This is a genomic window from Mesorhizobium sp. ESP7-2 (assembly GCF_020164715.1).
GTDB lineage: Bacteria > Pseudomonadota > Alphaproteobacteria > Rhizobiales > Rhizobiaceae > Mesorhizobium.
This window is the reverse complement of the sequence record NZ_JAIUGQ010000004.1, coordinates 199,527-213,422: the sequence shown is the minus strand read 5'-3', so window position 1 is coordinate 213,422 and position 13,896 is coordinate 199,527. Positions and strand designations below refer to the sequence as shown.

Here is a 13,896-nt window from a genome sequence, read left to right as displayed (position 1 = left end):
GAACGCTCATGTCTTGCGCCGCGAACCGGTCGAGCGTTGGCCGCTGAGATGCGGACGCCAGCCATGCACCCGGTCCCGCCCCGCGGCCTTGGCGCCGTAGAGCGCCTCGTCGGCGCGGCTCAGGAGATCGGCGATCTCCATGGCGGCGTCGGTCTCGAAGGTGCTGACACCGATGCTGACGGTGACGATGCCTTTTTCGCTGCCGGCATGCCCAAGAGCGAGGTCGCGCACCTTGCTCCTGAGGTTTTCGGCGATGACGAAGGCCCCCCGCGCGTCGGTCTCGGGCAGGATGAGCCCGAACTCCTCGCCGCCGTAACGGGCGGCGGCGTCCGCCGGCCGGCGGGCTGCGGCCTCGATGCAGCGGCTGACGACGCGCAGGCAGTCATCGCCAGCCGGATGGCCGTAATGGTCGTTGAACCGCTTGAACCAGTCGACGTCGATGATGAGCAGGCTGAGCGGCATCGCGTTGCGGGTGGCGCGGGCGAATTCGCGCGCCAGCGCTTCGTCGAAGGCGCGCCGCGTCAACAGTTCGGTCAGGCCGTCGCGGTGCGCCAGGAGGTTCAGCTTCTCATTGGCGGCCATCAGTTCGGCCTCGATCTGCTTGGCTTCGGTGATGTCGGAAAACACGCTGAGGCTTCCGCCATCGCCGGTCGGCCGGGTGCGCACATCGAGCCAGCGCCCGTCGGCAAGCCGGACCAGGCGGTGGCTGACGAGCTTCTGCGAGGCCATGATGTCGGCGATCCAGTCCTCGACCGCGTCCGGCGGTGTGGTCCCCTCGCCGCGCGCCGCCGCGGCGCGCAGGATGTCACGGTAGTCGGCACCCGGAACTCTTAATTCGGCCGTCTTCGGAAACATGGCGCGATACTGTGCGTTGCACAGCACCAGCACGCCATCCGGGTCGAACATCACCAGGCCGTCGGCCATGTGCGTCAAGGCGTCTCCGAGCCGGACCCGGCTTTCCGCCAGCTCGGTCTCGAGTTGCTTGCGCGCGGTGATGTCGCGATTGTGGGTGATCAGGCCGACGACCGCCCCGGTCCTGTCGCGGAACGGAGCTTTCAAGGTCGCCAGCCAGCCATCGGTGCCGTCCTCGTGGCGAAGGCGCTGTTCGATGGTGGCCGAGGCGCCCGACGCAAGCACGACAAGCTCATCCTCGCGGAAGCCTTTGGCCGTCTCATGCGGAAAGAAGTCGAAGTCCGTCTTGCCTATCAGTGCCTTGGCGTCGGGCGCATGCAGCAATTCGGCCGTTGCCGGGTTGGCCGCGATGAACCGTCCGTCGAGATCCTTGACGTTGAGGCAATCGGGCAGCGTCTCCACCACGGTCTTGTAAATGCGCCGGGACTGCAGCGCTTCGAGGCGACGCCGCTCCTGGTAGAGCGTGAGCCCCGACAGCACCACCGAGACAAAGATGAGCAGGGAGGACGGCAGCGCCACATCAGGCAGAACCACTTGCAGGACATTCCGCGGCAGGACGCTGAGGCCAAGCAGCGACGCGGCTGCCGCCGCCGCGCCAAGGATCATGATATCGACCATGGTGGCGTGGCGGCCCTTCAGGGCCAGGTTTCCGGCAACACCGACCAGCATGGCTGCCGCTATTCCCACCGCGCCGGCGAAGGTGCCGATGCCGCCCTCGAATGTCCGGAAGGCGCCGGCCATGACCCCGGCGACGATGCCGGCGACAGGACCGCCGAAGAAGCCGGCAATGGCGATCATCGTCGCCCTGAGATCGGCGAGAACACCAGGCTGCAACTGCATGGGTGTGAGCATCAGAACGATGGCGCCGGCGCCCATCAGCACGCCGAAGGTCGCTGCCTTTACGGCGGCCGGCCAGCGATCCAGCCACACATGCGTGTGGATCCAGACCGAAACGAACATCGCCACGACCGCGAGATTGGCCAGCAATTCGGACCAGGGCGAACCCATTGCGCGCCTTTTTCCCTTCATCGGGCTTTCGCCGTACCGCCTCTTCGATAGACCTCCAATGACAACAAAGTGTTACATCAGGGGATTTGCCCTTTGGTCGAAAAGGGAAACACGGCGGCAGGGTCGAAAAGGCCGACACATGCGGCGGGACGATATCGGTCAGGTATCACCCCCAGCGCATCCCACCGACAAAATCAATGAACGCCCGCAGCGGCGCCGGCGTCAGGCGGCGGCCGGGATAATAGAGGAACGGGCCTGAAAATTCCTGCCACCAGGGCTCCAGCACCGGCTCCAGCCGGCCGTCGTCGAAATACGGGCGCAGCCAGTCCTCGAACAGCGAGACGATGCCGCCGCCGGCGACCGCCACCTCGAGCGCAAGCGCCATCGCCGTGCCGGTGCTGACCAGCAGCGGTCCAGTCGGTTCGACGCTCACCACCTCGCCATCGCGCTCGAACTCCCAGGGCGGCGTGAAACCGCTGGCGAAGCGGCCGCGCAGGCAGGCATGATCGAGCAGGTCGCGCGGATGGACGGGCCGGCCGCGCCGGTCGAGATAGGTCGTTGCGGCGGCTGTGGCGAAGCGCTGCCGGCGCGGGCCGATCGGCACGGCGATCATGTCCTGCTCCAGCCGCTCGTCATAGCGGATACCGGCGTCGCAGCCACTCGCCAGTATGTCGACGAAACTGTCCTCGGCGGTCACTTCCAGGCGAATTTCGGGATAGGCCGCGAGAAAGGGCGGCAAAAGGCGCGGCAGCACCAGTTTCGCAGCGACGACAGGCACGTTGAGCCGCAGCGTGCCGGCCGGGCGGCCTCGAAAACCGTTGACCACGTCGAGCGCCGCCTCGACCTCGCCGAGCGCGGGGCCGAGCCGCTCGAGCAGCCGCGCACCGGCCTCGGTCGGCGCGACGCTGCGCGTGGTCCGGTTGAGGAGCCGCACGCCGAGCCCGCTCTCCAGCCGCCGCACCGTCTCGCTGAGGCTGGAGGCGCTGACGCCGCTTACCCGGGCTGCCTCGCGGAAGCCGCCGGCGCGCGCCACCGCCATGAATGCCTGGAGGTCGCCCAGATCCGCCATTGTTCGCCTTTCCGCACAGGCCGTACCGATTGCACTATATTATCGTGCAGGCAGGCGTTGTCTATATCTGGCTGATCCAACGGAGATGAGACCATGACAGACATCAGCAAGGCCGGAACTTTCAAGCTCGGCGACCGCAGCGTGAAGCGCCTCGGCTACGGCGCCATGCAACTGGCCGGACCGGGCGTCTTCGGCCCGCCGAAGGACCGTGACGCCGCACTCGCCGTGCTGCGCGAGGCTGTTGCCAGCGGCGTCGACCACATCGACACATCGGATTTCTACGGCCCGCACGTCACCAACCAGATCATCCGCGAGGCGCTGCATCCCTACCCCGCTAACCTCACCATCGTCACCAAGATCAGTGCCCGGCGGGGCGCGGATGCATCGTGGATCCCCGCAATGTCGCCGCAGGAGCTTACGCAGGCCGTGCACGACAATCTGCGCAATCTCGGACTGGACGTGCTCGAGGTCGTGAACCTGCGCTCCATGCATGGCATCCACGGACCCGCCGAAGGCTCGCTCGAGCCGCAGCTCGACACGCTCGCCGAACTGCAGCGCCGGGGCCTGGTGGGCCATATCGGCCTGAGCAACGTCACCCGCAAACAGATAGCGCAGGGACGCGGCATGGTCGACATCGTCTGCGTGCAGAACCAATACAACATCGCGCATCGCCAGGATGACGGGCTGATCGACGAGCTTGCCGCCGACGGCATCGCCTATGTGCCGTTCTTCCCGCTCGGCGGTTTCACGCCGCTGCAGTCGGGCACGCTTGCCGACGTCGCGCAAAAGCTCGGCGCCACCCCCATGCAGGTGGCGCTCGCCTGGCTGTTGCAGCGCTCCCCCAACATCCTGCTGATCCCCGGCACCTCGTCGGTCGGGCATCTCAGGGAGAATCTGGCGGCGGCCGAGCTGACGCTACCGGCCGACGCGATCGAGGTCTTGAACGGCATCGCGGCCGAGAAGGCAGCCGCCTGAGGCGGTTGGCGGCGGCCGGGTTGGAAACGTCCTTCCCGGCAGGCGCCCTATCTCCAAGCGCTCGCAGGCTTCCCGAAGCTTGTTGACGGACTAGGTCAAACCATTTATAGAACCAACTAGTTCCAGAACTGGTTGGTTCTATAATGGCTGTTGAATTCTCCCTTGACCACACATTCGCCGCCCTCGCCGACCCCACGCGGCGCGCCATCCTGGCCCGGTTGCTCGACGGTGAAGCCTCGGTCGCCGAACTGGCGCAACCCTTCGCGCTCACCGTACGCGCCATATCCAAGCATGTCGGCGTGCTGGAGCACGCCGGCCTCGTCACCCGTAGCCGTGCGGCGCAGAAACATCTGAGCCGCATCGAGCTGAAGCCGCTGCGCGACATCGACCGCTGGCTCGACGATTACCGAAAACTCTGGGAAGGCCGCTTCGACCGCATGGAGGATCTGCTGCGGCGCGACGCGGACAAGGTGCCATGAGCGTGCGAGATGCCGCCGATCGCAGCTTCGCCATCGAACGGGTGTTCGAGGCTCCGGTGGCGCGTGTCTTTCGGCTATGGACCGATCCCAGGCTGGTGGCGCAGTGGTGGGGCATCAGGGACTGCACCATTCCCCATTGCGTGCTCGACGTGCGCGTCGGCGGCCGTTGGCGCATCGACATGCTGACTGCCAGCGGTACGCTCTACCGCAACCAGGGTAGCTATCTCGAAGTCGTCGAGAACGTCAGGCTGAGCTATCGCGACGAACCGGATCCGGAAATCCGCGAATGGGCCGGCAATCCGCCGGGCCAGAGCCGCCATACCGTGACCTTTACGCCCGATGGCATGCGAACCCATGTCCATTTCGAGGTGACGCTGGCCAGTGCCGCCGACCGCGAGCGCCTGCTGGCGCTGGGCATGCGTGGCGGCTGGATGCAGAGCTTCGACCGGCTGGAGCAGCTGATAGATCGGGACAACCATGCTGGCTGAGAACGCGAAGCCGTCCACGCAAGCCGTGCTGTCGCGGGATGGAACGCCGATCGCCTGCGAGCGCCGGGGCCACGGCCACCCGCTCATCCTCGTCGACGGCGCGCTGTGCTCGCGCACGATGGGACCGAGCGGTCCGCTGGCCAAGGCGCTCGCGGACAACTTCACCGTATTCCGCTACGACCGTCGTGGCCGCGGCGACAGCGGCGACACCTCGCCCTATGCGGTCGAGCGCGAGGTCGACGACATCGAGGCCGTGCTGCGGGCCACCGGCGGCGAGGCCTATGTCTGGGGCATGTCGTCGGGCGCCATGCTGGCGCTGATGGCGGCCGTCCGCTTGCCCGGCATCAGGAAGCTCGCGCTCTACGAGGCGCCGCTGATCGTCGACGACAGCCGCACGACCACGCAGGCCGATTGGGCGACGATCGAGACCGCCGTCGCGCAAGGCCGGCGCGGCGAGGCCATAGCCACCTTCCTCAAATCAGTGGGCATGCCCCGCCTGCTCATCGTCTTCATGAAGCTCACGCCGATCTGGCGAAAGCTCAAGTCGGTGGCTTACACCTTGCCCTATGACGGCGCCATCGTGGCCGGCGACCAGCTTGGCAAGCCGCTCGACCCCACCCGCTGGGCATCGCTGCGCGTGCCGGTGCTGGTGACGGATGGCGGCAAAAGCCCGCCATGGATGCAGCACGGCAACAGGGGTCTGGCCGAAGCACTGCCCAATGCAAGCTACCGGACGCTGCCCGGCCAGAACCACATGCTGAAACCCGCCGCGCACGTGCCGGTTCTGACGGAGTTCTTCAACAGTCGGGATTAAGCACGACAACACCAGGCGAATGAAAGGAAACCGACGATGCGGCTTCGCCATATCCTCATCAAGGTCGACGACCAGGACAAGGCGCTGGCCTTCTACACCTCGGTTCTCGGGTTTGTGAAAAAGCATGATCACGACAGCGGTCCGATCCGCTGGCTGACGGTCGTGGCACCCGACGATGCCGGCACGGAACTGGTGCTCGAACCCAACAGCGCCGCGCCGGCGCGTGCCGCGCAGCAAGCGCTGTACGATGCCCATTTCCCGGCGGCGCTCATCACCGTCGGCGACATCCACGCCGAGTTCGACCGGCTCACCGGGCGCGGCGTGAAATTTCTCGGGCCTCCGGAACGCACGGGCCCGGTGACATCGGCCTTCTTCGACGACACCTGCGGCAATTTCATCGTGATGGCCGAGCTATCCGCATGAAGCGCTGGATCCAGCGCTAGGAATAGACCTGTCGCGCACAGCTTGCGATGCGCGTGCCACCCGTGGCATCTGTCCGAAGGAACGGACCGATCCGAAACAGCATGGCAGCACGACCAACACGGCCCGCCGGCAGGCCATCCACCGGCAAGGCCTTCACGGCCAAGTCCCCCGGCGTCAGCCTGAGCCGCGCGCTGTCGAAACTCGGCCTGTGCTCGCGCACGCAGGCGCAGGTGCTAATCGCGGATGGCCGCGTGCGCGTCGGCGGCAAGGTGGTGCGCGATGCCTCGCTGCGCGTCGACTTGAACCGCGACCGCATCGTCGTCGATGGCGAAGCGGTCGTTGCCGAGCGCAAGGTCTACGTCATGCTCAACAAGCCGCGCGGGGTCGTCACCACCCGCGACGATCCGCTCGAGCGCGACACCGTCTATGCCTGTCTCGAAGGGCTCGGCTTGCCCTACGTCTCGCCGGTCGGCCGTCTCGACAAGGCGAGCGAAGGCCTGCTGCTGATGACAAACGACACGCAGTTCGCCAACCGCCTGATGGACCCGGCCTCGCATCTGCCCAAGACCTATCACGTGCAGGTCGCCACGGTGCCGGATGAAGCGCTGCTGGACCAGCTGCGCACTGGCGTTACCATCGACGGCGAGCCCCTGACCGCCAATTCGATCGTCCTCCTGCGCAGCGGCGGCCGCACCGCCTGGTTGGAGATCGTACTCGACGAAGGCAAGAACCGCCACATACGCCGCCTGCTCGCCGCCCACGGCATCGAGGTCAAGCGCCTGATCCGCATCGCCATCGGCCGGCTGCCGCTCGGCGACCTCGCCAAGGGCACGGCGCGGCATTTGACGGCGCAGGAACTGGCATTGCTGGCGGGCTGAAAAAACGCCCCTGCGCGCCAGGCCGAAAGCGGCCTGGCCATTCATTGCAGCACTGGCGATCAGATCGAACAGCTAAAGCAGTCGATCAGGCCTTGTTGGTGATCCACATGGTTGGCGCGCCGACCACGCCGGCGCTCGCCATCGCCTCTTTCAATTTTGGGTTTTTGATGAAGGCCTGCGCTTCGGCGGCACTGGCGAAATCATGCGTTACGGTGACGTCGTTGGGGTTGTCCGCCGCCTGATAGACGGCCTCTGCCTTCACGCCGTTGGCCTTTTGAACCGGGGCGAACCCGTCATAGACTTTGCGCCAGGCCTCGTAGTCGGACACGGTATGTCTCACGAACAGCGTCGTCATCGTACATTCCTCCCAGGCTGTTGCTTGTTGGTGCCCAAGAGATCGGCGATGGGCCGTCCAGTTTATCGCCCCAATCATATCCTTGGCAAACCGACGAACGAATGAGAGTCGCACAGGCCTCCTGACAGAAAGCTGGCAGGAGACCTGGGTTATGGATCGGTCGGGAGCCCGGTCGCGGCTTCGAGATCAAGGAGCCAATGCGATGAATTTCGTCTCTGTCGGATCATAACCTCGGATGTCCAGCGCCTCGTGCGCTTCTACGGTGAGATCACCGGCATGCCGGTGACGGTGTACACCGAAGACTTCGCCGAACTGGCGACGCCGGCCTGCACGCTGGCGATCGGCAGCACGCGCACCTTGATGCTGTTCGGCGGCGACATCGCCCGCCCCGCCGACAACCACACGGCCATCCTCGAATTCCGCGTCGGCGACGTCGATGCCGAATTCGCCCGGCTGTCGGATATCATCAAGGGCACGACCGTGCAGCAGCCCACCACCATGCCCTGGGGCAACCGCTCGTTGCTGTTTCGCGACCCCGACGGCAATCTGGTGAATTTCTTCCAGCCCGTTACCGCCGAGGCGATCAGGAAGTTCGAGAGGTAGAGAGCAGCCCACCAGCATCCGGAATTGGCCAAGGCCTCCGGCAGGGCGAAGCAGCCGCGAAGCGGCGTCGCGGAGACCCTGGCGTCCATGCCATGACAGCAATCGAGGGGTGCAGCGGAGCAGAATTCCGCACCGTGGCTGCGCCCCGAAGTCGCGGCATGGATCCTCGGGTCTGCGCCGCGTCGCTACGCTCCTTGTTCCGCCCGTGGATGACGAAGCGCTTGATGTCGGCGCTAAGCCCGCCAGCCCCTATCTCAGATTCCACTTGCGCACGACCGGCTCGCCGGGATCATGCTCGTAGCCGAGCACGCTGATGCTGGCCGTGTCGAGCACGAATAGCGCGCCGCCTTCCGGCGGCAGGCCGAGCCAGCGGGCGGCGAGCACGCGCAGGAAATGCGCGCTGGAAAAGATCAGTATGTCGGCATTGGCCTTGCGCAGACGGTCGATGATCCTGTCGGCACGGGCGCCGACATCGGCCGCCATCTCGCCTTGCGGGCAGCCGTCGCGAAACACGTTCCAGCCCGGCCGCTCGGCCAGAATCTCCTTGGTCGTGCGCCCTTCATAGGCGCCGTAGTCCCATTCCTGCAGGTCGACCATCCTGACGCTGCGCTCCCCAAAGCCGGCGAGCACGCTGGTGCTGTAGGCGCGCTGAGAAGGGCTCGACCACACCGCCGAAAACGACAGGCCCTTGAGCCGATCCGCGACGCCGCGCGCGGCCGCCTCGCCGGCCGACGTCAGCGGCATGTCGGTGCGCCCGGTATGTTGCCCCGAAAGGCTCCATGCCGTCTCGCCATGCCGGACCAGATGGATCTGCGGAAACGCGTTGCTCATGGGGTGCCTTTCGGAGTTGTCGGCACCTTAGAGGACGATTCCGCCAAGGGGAATCCGGCTGGCTAAATCTGCGCGGTGCTTCTTCTCGATAGGTTGGCGCCGCCCTCATCTGGCTGCCGCCATCTTCTCCCCGTATAGTGACGGGGAGAAGGACGCATTCGTCGATGATTTCGCGAATCTCCAGCGCCGCAGAAAGAGCGCCAAGGTCGCAACTGCCCTTTCTCCCCGTCTCTATACGGGGAGAAATGCCCGGCAGGGCAATGAGGGGCGGCGCCGACGCCAACAATTGACCGCGCGAGAAACCAAGCTCTGGATATCAAGCCACATTTCTGGCCCTGATGCCCGCCGCATTGGCTCAATGAATGAGCGCGGGGGCATAACTATCTCTGTTGGATAGTCATCACACCGGAACATGTCCGCCCGCGGACAATCCTCGCACGACAGGCCGGATCATCATGTACAAACATCTGCTCATCGCCACCGACGGCTCTGAACTGGCCGACAAGGGCGTTGCCCATGGCCTCACGCTGGCCAAGGGCATCGGCGCCGCCGTCACCTTCATCACCGTCTCGGAACAATTCCCGATCTTCGCCTGGGGCGGCGCCATGGCCGGCTATGCCGCTGGCGATGAACTGGCCGCCTACCAGGAAGAAGCGCGCCGCTACGGCAAGGAAGTGCTCGACAAATGCAAGGCATCGGCCGAGGCCGCCGGAGTGTCCGCCAAACTGATCCATGTCGAGGAGAAAAGACCCGCCGAGGCGATCTTGGAACTGTCGCGGGCGCAGGGCTGCGACCTGATCGTCATGGCCTCGCACGGCCGCCGCGGGCTGGGCAGGCTGCTTCTGGGCAGCCAGACGGCGGAAGTGCTGTCCTACACCGAGATCCCGGTTCTGGTGGTGCGGTGACGGCCGCAACTCGATACTTTCAAAATGGCGCGGTCGGTCAGGGCTGCTTCCCCGGCGCAGGCTCATTCGCCAGGGCATATTCAAGCCGTGGCCGCACCACCCGCATTCACACCACTTCCAGCACCTTGCCCGTGTCGTGCTGGCGCACGAAGTCGACGCGTCCGCCGTCCCAGTGGTAACTGTAGTGGCGGCCCTGGACCGGGACATCGATGACGTCTGGCCAGAAGATGCCGATGCACTCGCCATCGGGCATGCGCACGCTGTTCCACACCAGCCCGTCGCTGCCGGCGGCCCGCAGCGCCCGCCCTTCCGCCTGCGACGCCGTATAGTCGTCCGGGTCGAGCACGCCGGGCACGGCGTTGACGTCGTCGAGATCGCGGTCGACGCTGCCGATCAGCACGCGGAAATCGGCCGTCCAGCCGGGCGCCTCGTTGGTGGCGCGCATGAAGTTCTGGTGATGGTGGATGGTTTCGGCCAGCGCCACGTCCTCGCTGTCGCCGGCATAATAGATGCCGTAGCTGCCATCCGAGAAGCGGCCGGGCCGTAAGGTCGAGCAATGCACGAAAGGCGCCATGACGAAACTGGCGCCGGGACCCGAAACCCGCCTTGCGGCCGGCACCTTGCCGAGATCGCCGAACTCGAGCCGGATGCGCGGGTTGGTCTTCGCCTCGACGGCGGCCAGCGCCTCCCAGTCGCGCGGGTCGGCAATGTCCTCGAAGAGGTCGATCGGCGGATGGATGGAGCGGATGATGCGATAGGTCTGGGGCCAGTGGACGCGGCGCCGGACCGCAAGTCCACTCACCATGCACCACGCTCAGCATCGAGCCATTCGCGCATCGCCGCGAGATCGGCGATGTCGCCGCGCAGCATCAGGTCGAGCGCCGATTGCCCGCCGAAGGTGGCATTGGGCTTGCGGATCCACGCATAGCCGCGCGCCGGTTCGGTAAAGAGGTAGCGCAGCCCTTTGTGGATGCCCATCAGATGCGCCATCCGGGTACGCAGGTCGCGGTCGATCCTGCCGACGCCGCCTTCTTTCCACCGCGCCCAGGTGCGCGCCGAGATGCCGCCAAGCAGGACGCAGGCCTCGAAGTCGCTGAGATTCCACGCCTTGAACAGGTTGACCGTGGTCCGCGCCAAGGCGCCCGCCTCTTCATCCGAGATGGCGCTGCCGACCGTGGCTGGCGTGGTGACGATGGACTGAAGTTGCATGTCTACACCTCGCTAATGGCAGATATATAGCATGTATCTGCCAATTGGCAAGGATGAGGCGGGATCGAAGGGCCACTACGTCAAACAAGTTTCGAACTTGGAGGAGACAGCATCGCCCAAGTCGGCGCTGCCCCTCACCTGCCTGCCGGCATCCTCTCCCCGTATAGTGACGGGGAGAGGAGCGCTGTCGTCACCGCCTTCGCCAAATCATCAGCATTGCAAGAATGGCGCCGGCGTTGCTGGCGGCGTCTTTCTCCCCGTCTCTAGACGGGGAGAAATGTCCGGCAGGACAATGAGGGGCAGCGCCTGCGCCTGTCCGACTGGGGATAGCAGCCAAGAACTACTCCGCCGCCTCATACCCCGCGATGCCCTTGATCTCGAGGAAATCCTCGAGCCCGTATTCGGCATACTCCCGGCCGTTGCCGGACTGCTTGTAGCCGCCGAAGGGCAGGCCGGCGTCCCATTGGGGATAGTTGATGTAGACATTGCCCGAGCGCATGCGCGCCGCCACGTCGCGCGCCTTCTGCAGGTCCTTGGCCTGGATGTAGGAGGCAAGGCCGTAGACGGTGTCGTTGGCCTGCTCCACCGCCTGTTCGACCGTGTCGTAGGGCAGGATCGCCAGCACCGGCCCAAAAACCTCTTCGCGCGCGATGCGCATGTCGTGGGTGACGTCGGCGAAAACGGTCGGCCTGACATAGTAGCCGCGATTGAGTTCGGCCGGGCGGCCGGGGCCGCCGGCGACCAGCGTCGCACCCTCGTCGATGCCGCTCTGGATCAGGTCCTGGATCTTGTCGAACTGGACCTGGCTGACCACAGGCCCGAGCTTGGTGTTGGCGCCGTCGGCCGGGCCGACCGTAAACTTTTCAGCCGCCGTCTTGGCGTATCCGGCGGCCTCGTCGTGGCGGTCGCGCGGCACGAACATGCGGGTCGGCGCGTTGCAGGACTGGCCGCTATTGCTGAAGCAGCCGGCGACGCCCTTGCTGACGGCGGTGGCGAGGTCGACATCCGGAAACAGGATGTTGGCCGATTTGCCGCCAAGCTCCTGGTGCACGCGCTTGACCGTGTCGGCGGCGGCCTTGGCTACCAATATGCCGGCCCGCGTCGAACCGGTAAACGACATCATGTCGATGTCGGGGTGGCTGGACAGCGCCTGGCCGACGCCAGGGCCGTCGCCGTTGACGAGGTTGAACACGCCCTTCGGCACGCCGGCCTCGTCGATGATCTCGGCGAAGATGATGGCGTCGAGCGGGGCGATTTCGGACGGCTTCAGCACCATGGTGCAGCCGGCGGCGAGTGCCGGACCGACCTTGCAGGTGATCTGGTTCAGCGGCCAGTTCCACGGCGTGATCAGGCCGACGACGCCGATCGGTTCCTTGACCACGAGGTGGTTGCCCTTGACGTGGCGGAACTGGAAATTCTTCAGCGTCTCGGCCATCTTGGTCAGATGTGCGAGGCCAACGCCGACTTGGCTGTCGAGCGCCATCTGGCGCGGCGCGCCCATCTCGCGCGACACGGCGAGCGCCAGGTCCTTGCTGCGCTTCTTGTAGACTTCGATGACGCGGTTGAGGATATCGAGGCGCTCCTCGACCGAGGTGAAGCCATATGTGTCGAAGGCGCGCTTGGCGGCGGCCACCGCCTTGTCGACATCGGCTCTGGAGCCGAGTGAAATCTGCGCGAAGGCATCTTCATTGGACGGATCGACGACGTCGAGCGTGTTGGGCACAACAGGATCGACCCATGCGCCATCGATATAGAACTGCAGATTGTGTGACATGGTTACTCCTGGGGTGTGCCGCATTGCCGGGCGGGCCGTCATATCGGGCAAGAAATAACGATGCGCAAACGGCGCTGTCAAACGCAACCCCCGAAGTGGTTGAGCCAGCGCGCCAGTGATTGAGCCAGCGCGCCAATCGCCGGTCAGCGGCCGGCGATGAGCGGACTATAGCAGCGTATGCCCGGCTTCGCTCAGAAAGCCTCTCGCCGCGAGCTCGTCCGCCGCTTTCACCAGCAGGTGGTCGCCATCGAAGGTCGACACCAGGAAGATGCCCAGCTCGTTTTCCGACAGCGGCCTGATGACCGACAGCACGATGCCGGTTTCGTCGAACGCAAAGGGCCCCTGCAATTTGAAGGCGACCCAGTCGCGATCGTGCTTGACGGCATCCGGCACGCGATCCTGGAGGCAGGTGATCGAGAGCTCGTCATCGGTTCTGGTGATGCTGACGAAGCCTGGTCCGTCCGCCCAGGCAGGAATGCCGTCACCGGCTTCAAGCCGCGAAATCGCATAAAGGCCGGTGAGTTGCTTGAGCTTGATCCTGGCAGCCATGCTCACGCTCCGATTGGTGGGCATCCAACCGGCCGCTTGCTCATGTAGACCGTCGTTCCGTTCATGAACGGCTGCTCCCGATCGATCGTATAGCCAAGCTTGCGATAGAGCGACACATTGGCTTCGAAGGCGCCGTTGGTCAACAGGCGGAGCTCCGGGCGTCCTGCCTCGCGCGCCTTGGTTTCCGCGCGCTCCAGCAGCAGCCGGCCGATGCCCCCGCCCTGCGCCTCCGGCGCGACGCAGACATTCTCGATCCAGAGGTGATCGTCCTCCAGCATGGTCTCGATCATGCCGACGATGCGGTCCTCCGCGATGGCGAGCTCGAACTGGTGTTCGGCGACGGCCTTGTCGTAATCGGCGCGCATCGGCAGCGGCTCGCGGCCGATCACCGGCACCCATCTGGCATAGGCGGCACGGACGATGTCGCGGATCGCTGCGGCGTCAGCAGGTTCGGCCGGCCGAAACCGGATCGAAGAACTGGCAATCATCAAAAGGCTCCAGGCATGAAAAAACCCGCCGGCGTTTTTCGCGGGCGGGCTGGGGAAACGAAGCGGATCTATAAAGCCGATCTTCCTCGTCGCGCAATCTGCGTGCCGCTCCGCACTGGGCGGCGTCGCTTGGTGT

17 protein-coding genes are annotated in these 13,896 nt (G+C 65.4%); 8 read left to right on the top strand and 9 right to left on the bottom strand.

Annotated elements, in window-relative coordinates; genetic code table 11:
* Positions 1-6: 6 nt before the first annotated feature.
* Positions 7-1,920 (bottom strand): diguanylate cyclase, encoded by a 1,914-nt coding sequence (locus tag LB543_RS06600; RefSeq protein WP_224613510.1) that lies wholly within the window; start codon positions 1,918-1,920, stop codon positions 7-9.
* 166 nt (positions 1,921-2,086) lie between these two features.
* A complete protein-coding gene (locus LB543_RS06595; protein WP_224613509.1) occupies positions 2,087-2,989 on the bottom strand; it encodes a LysR family transcriptional regulator in 903 nt (300 codons plus the stop codon).
* Positions 2,990-3,082: 93 nt separating this feature from the next.
* Here LB543_RS06595 and LB543_RS06590 point away from each other — a divergent pair, with 93 nt between their 5' ends.
* From LB543_RS06590 to LB543_RS06565, 6 genes are all read left to right on the top strand, one after another.
* Complete coding sequence (locus LB543_RS06590) at positions 3,083-3,964, top strand: aldo/keto reductase family oxidoreductase (protein WP_224613508.1); 882 nt, start codon at positions 3,083-3,085, stop codon at positions 3,962-3,964.
* Positions 3,965-4,107: 143 nt separating this feature from the next.
* The gene (locus LB543_RS06585) at positions 4,108-4,443 is read left to right on the top strand and encodes an ArsR/SmtB family transcription factor (protein ID WP_224613507.1); all 336 of its coding nucleotides are present in this window, start codon (positions 4,108-4,110) and stop codon (positions 4,441-4,443) included.
* A complete protein-coding gene (locus tag LB543_RS06580) occupies positions 4,440-4,931 on the top strand; it encodes an SRPBCC domain-containing protein (RefSeq protein ID WP_224613506.1) in 492 nt (163 codons plus the stop codon). Before LB543_RS06585 ends, LB543_RS06580 begins: the two co-directional genes overlap by 4 nt.
* The gene (locus LB543_RS06575; RefSeq protein ID WP_224613505.1) at positions 4,921-5,745 is read left to right on the top strand and encodes an alpha/beta fold hydrolase; all 825 of its coding nucleotides are present in this window, start codon (positions 4,921-4,923) and stop codon (positions 5,743-5,745) included. Before LB543_RS06580 ends, LB543_RS06575 begins: the two co-directional genes overlap by 11 nt.
* Before the next feature lie 36 nt (positions 5,746-5,781).
* Positions 5,782-6,168, top strand: coding sequence for a VOC family protein (locus LB543_RS06570; protein ID WP_224613504.1), 387 nt, complete (start codon positions 5,782-5,784; stop codon positions 6,166-6,168).
* A gap of 101 nt (positions 6,169-6,269) precedes the next feature.
* Positions 6,270-7,046 (top strand): pseudouridine synthase, encoded by a 777-nt coding sequence (locus LB543_RS06565; RefSeq protein WP_224613503.1) that lies wholly within the window; start codon positions 6,270-6,272, stop codon positions 7,044-7,046.
* A gap of 85 nt (positions 7,047-7,131) precedes the next feature.
* Here the strand turns inward: LB543_RS06565 and LB543_RS06560 are convergent, their stop codons facing one another.
* Entirely contained in the window at positions 7,132-7,401 is a 270-nt protein-coding gene (locus LB543_RS06560; protein ID WP_140810033.1) for a cyclase, read from the bottom strand.
* Positions 7,402-7,650: 249 nt separating this feature from the next.
* On the opposite strand from LB543_RS06560, the gene LB543_RS06555 reads away from it, so the two are divergent.
* On the top strand, positions 7,651-8,004 hold the full coding sequence (locus tag LB543_RS06555) for a VOC family protein (RefSeq protein WP_411908746.1): 354 nt from the start codon (positions 7,651-7,653) through the stop codon (positions 8,002-8,004).
* A 249-nt stretch (positions 8,005-8,253) separates the two neighbouring features.
* On the opposite strand, the gene LB543_RS06550 is transcribed toward LB543_RS06555, so the two are convergent.
* Positions 8,254-8,835 carry a histidine phosphatase family protein gene (locus LB543_RS06550; protein ID WP_224613502.1) on the bottom strand — a complete coding sequence of 194 codons (582 nt, stop codon included), beginning with the start codon at positions 8,833-8,835 and terminating at the stop codon, positions 8,254-8,256.
* A gap of 455 nt (positions 8,836-9,290) precedes the next feature.
* On the opposite strand from LB543_RS06550, the gene LB543_RS06545 reads away from it, so the two are divergent.
* On the top strand, positions 9,291-9,740 hold the full coding sequence (locus LB543_RS06545) for a universal stress protein (RefSeq protein WP_140763602.1): 450 nt from the start codon (positions 9,291-9,293) through the stop codon (positions 9,738-9,740).
* A 106-nt stretch (positions 9,741-9,846) separates the two neighbouring features.
* On the opposite strand, the gene LB543_RS06540 is transcribed toward LB543_RS06545, so the two are convergent.
* From LB543_RS06540 to LB543_RS06520, 5 genes are all read right to left on the bottom strand, one after another.
* Positions 9,847-10,545, bottom strand: a complete 699-nt coding sequence (locus LB543_RS06540; RefSeq protein ID WP_224613501.1) for an RES family NAD+ phosphorylase — start codon at positions 10,543-10,545, stop codon at positions 9,847-9,849.
* Positions 10,539-10,949, bottom strand: a complete 411-nt coding sequence (locus tag LB543_RS06535) for an MbcA/ParS/Xre antitoxin family protein (protein ID WP_224613500.1) — start codon at positions 10,947-10,949, stop codon at positions 10,539-10,541. Before LB543_RS06535 ends, LB543_RS06540 begins: the two co-directional genes overlap by 7 nt.
* Positions 10,950-11,289: 340 nt before the next feature.
* On the bottom strand, positions 11,290-12,723 hold the full coding sequence (locus LB543_RS06530; protein ID WP_224613499.1) for an aldehyde dehydrogenase family protein: 1,434 nt from the start codon (positions 12,721-12,723) through the stop codon (positions 11,290-11,292).
* A 165-nt stretch (positions 12,724-12,888) separates the two neighbouring features.
* Positions 12,889-13,272, bottom strand: a complete 384-nt coding sequence (locus tag LB543_RS06525) for an ACT domain-containing protein (protein WP_224613498.1) — start codon at positions 13,270-13,272, stop codon at positions 12,889-12,891.
* Between the two features lie 2 nt (positions 13,273-13,274).
* Positions 13,275-13,760 (bottom strand): GNAT family N-acetyltransferase, encoded by a 486-nt coding sequence (locus LB543_RS06520; protein WP_224613497.1) that lies wholly within the window; start codon positions 13,758-13,760, stop codon positions 13,275-13,277.
* Between the last annotated feature and the right edge of the window lie 136 nt (positions 13,761-13,896).

Excerpts from the sequence above, each read along its gene's own strand:
- LB543_RS06525 (WP_224613498.1), bottom strand. The coding sequence starts at position 13,272 with ATGGCTGCCAGGATCAAGCTCAAGCAACTCACCGGCCTTTATGCGATT.
- LB543_RS06580 (WP_224613506.1), top strand. The coding sequence starts at position 4,440 with ATGAGCGTGCGAGATGCCGCCGATCGCAGCTTCGCCATCGAACGGGTG.
- LB543_RS06565 (WP_224613503.1), top strand. The coding sequence starts at position 6,270 with ATGGCAGCACGACCAACACGGCCCGCCGGCAGGCCATCCACCGGCAAG.
- LB543_RS06560 (WP_140810033.1), bottom strand. The coding sequence starts at position 7,401 with ATGACGACGCTGTTCGTGAGACATACCGTGTCCGACTACGAGGCCTGG.
- LB543_RS06575 (WP_224613505.1), top strand. The coding sequence starts at position 4,921 with ATGCTGGCTGAGAACGCGAAGCCGTCCACGCAAGCCGTGCTGTCGCGG.
- LB543_RS06600 (WP_224613510.1), bottom strand. The coding sequence starts at position 1,920 with ATGGGTTCGCCCTGGTCCGAATTGCTGGCCAATCTCGCGGTCGTGGCG.
- LB543_RS06590 (WP_224613508.1), top strand. The coding sequence starts at position 3,083 with ATGACAGACATCAGCAAGGCCGGAACTTTCAAGCTCGGCGACCGCAGC.
- LB543_RS06595 (WP_224613509.1), bottom strand. The coding sequence starts at position 2,989 with ATGGCGGATCTGGGCGACCTCCAGGCATTCATGGCGGTGGCGCGCGCC.
- LB543_RS06550 (WP_224613502.1), bottom strand. The coding sequence starts at position 8,835 with ATGAGCAACGCGTTTCCGCAGATCCATCTGGTCCGGCATGGCGAGACG.
- LB543_RS06585 (WP_224613507.1), top strand. The coding sequence starts at position 4,108 with ATGGCTGTTGAATTCTCCCTTGACCACACATTCGCCGCCCTCGCCGAC.
- LB543_RS06540 (WP_224613501.1), bottom strand. The coding sequence starts at position 10,545 with ATGGTGAGTGGACTTGCGGTCCGGCGCCGCGTCCACTGGCCCCAGACC.
- LB543_RS06530 (WP_224613499.1), bottom strand. The coding sequence starts at position 12,723 with ATGTCACACAATCTGCAGTTCTATATCGATGGCGCATGGGTCGATCCT.
- LB543_RS06570 (WP_224613504.1), top strand. The coding sequence starts at position 5,782 with ATGCGGCTTCGCCATATCCTCATCAAGGTCGACGACCAGGACAAGGCG.
- LB543_RS06545 (WP_140763602.1), top strand. The coding sequence starts at position 9,291 with ATGTACAAACATCTGCTCATCGCCACCGACGGCTCTGAACTGGCCGAC.
- LB543_RS06520 (WP_224613497.1), bottom strand. The coding sequence starts at position 13,760 with ATGATTGCCAGTTCTTCGATCCGGTTTCGGCCGGCCGAACCTGCTGAC.
- LB543_RS06535 (WP_224613500.1), bottom strand. The coding sequence starts at position 10,949 with ATGCAACTTCAGTCCATCGTCACCACGCCAGCCACGGTCGGCAGCGCC.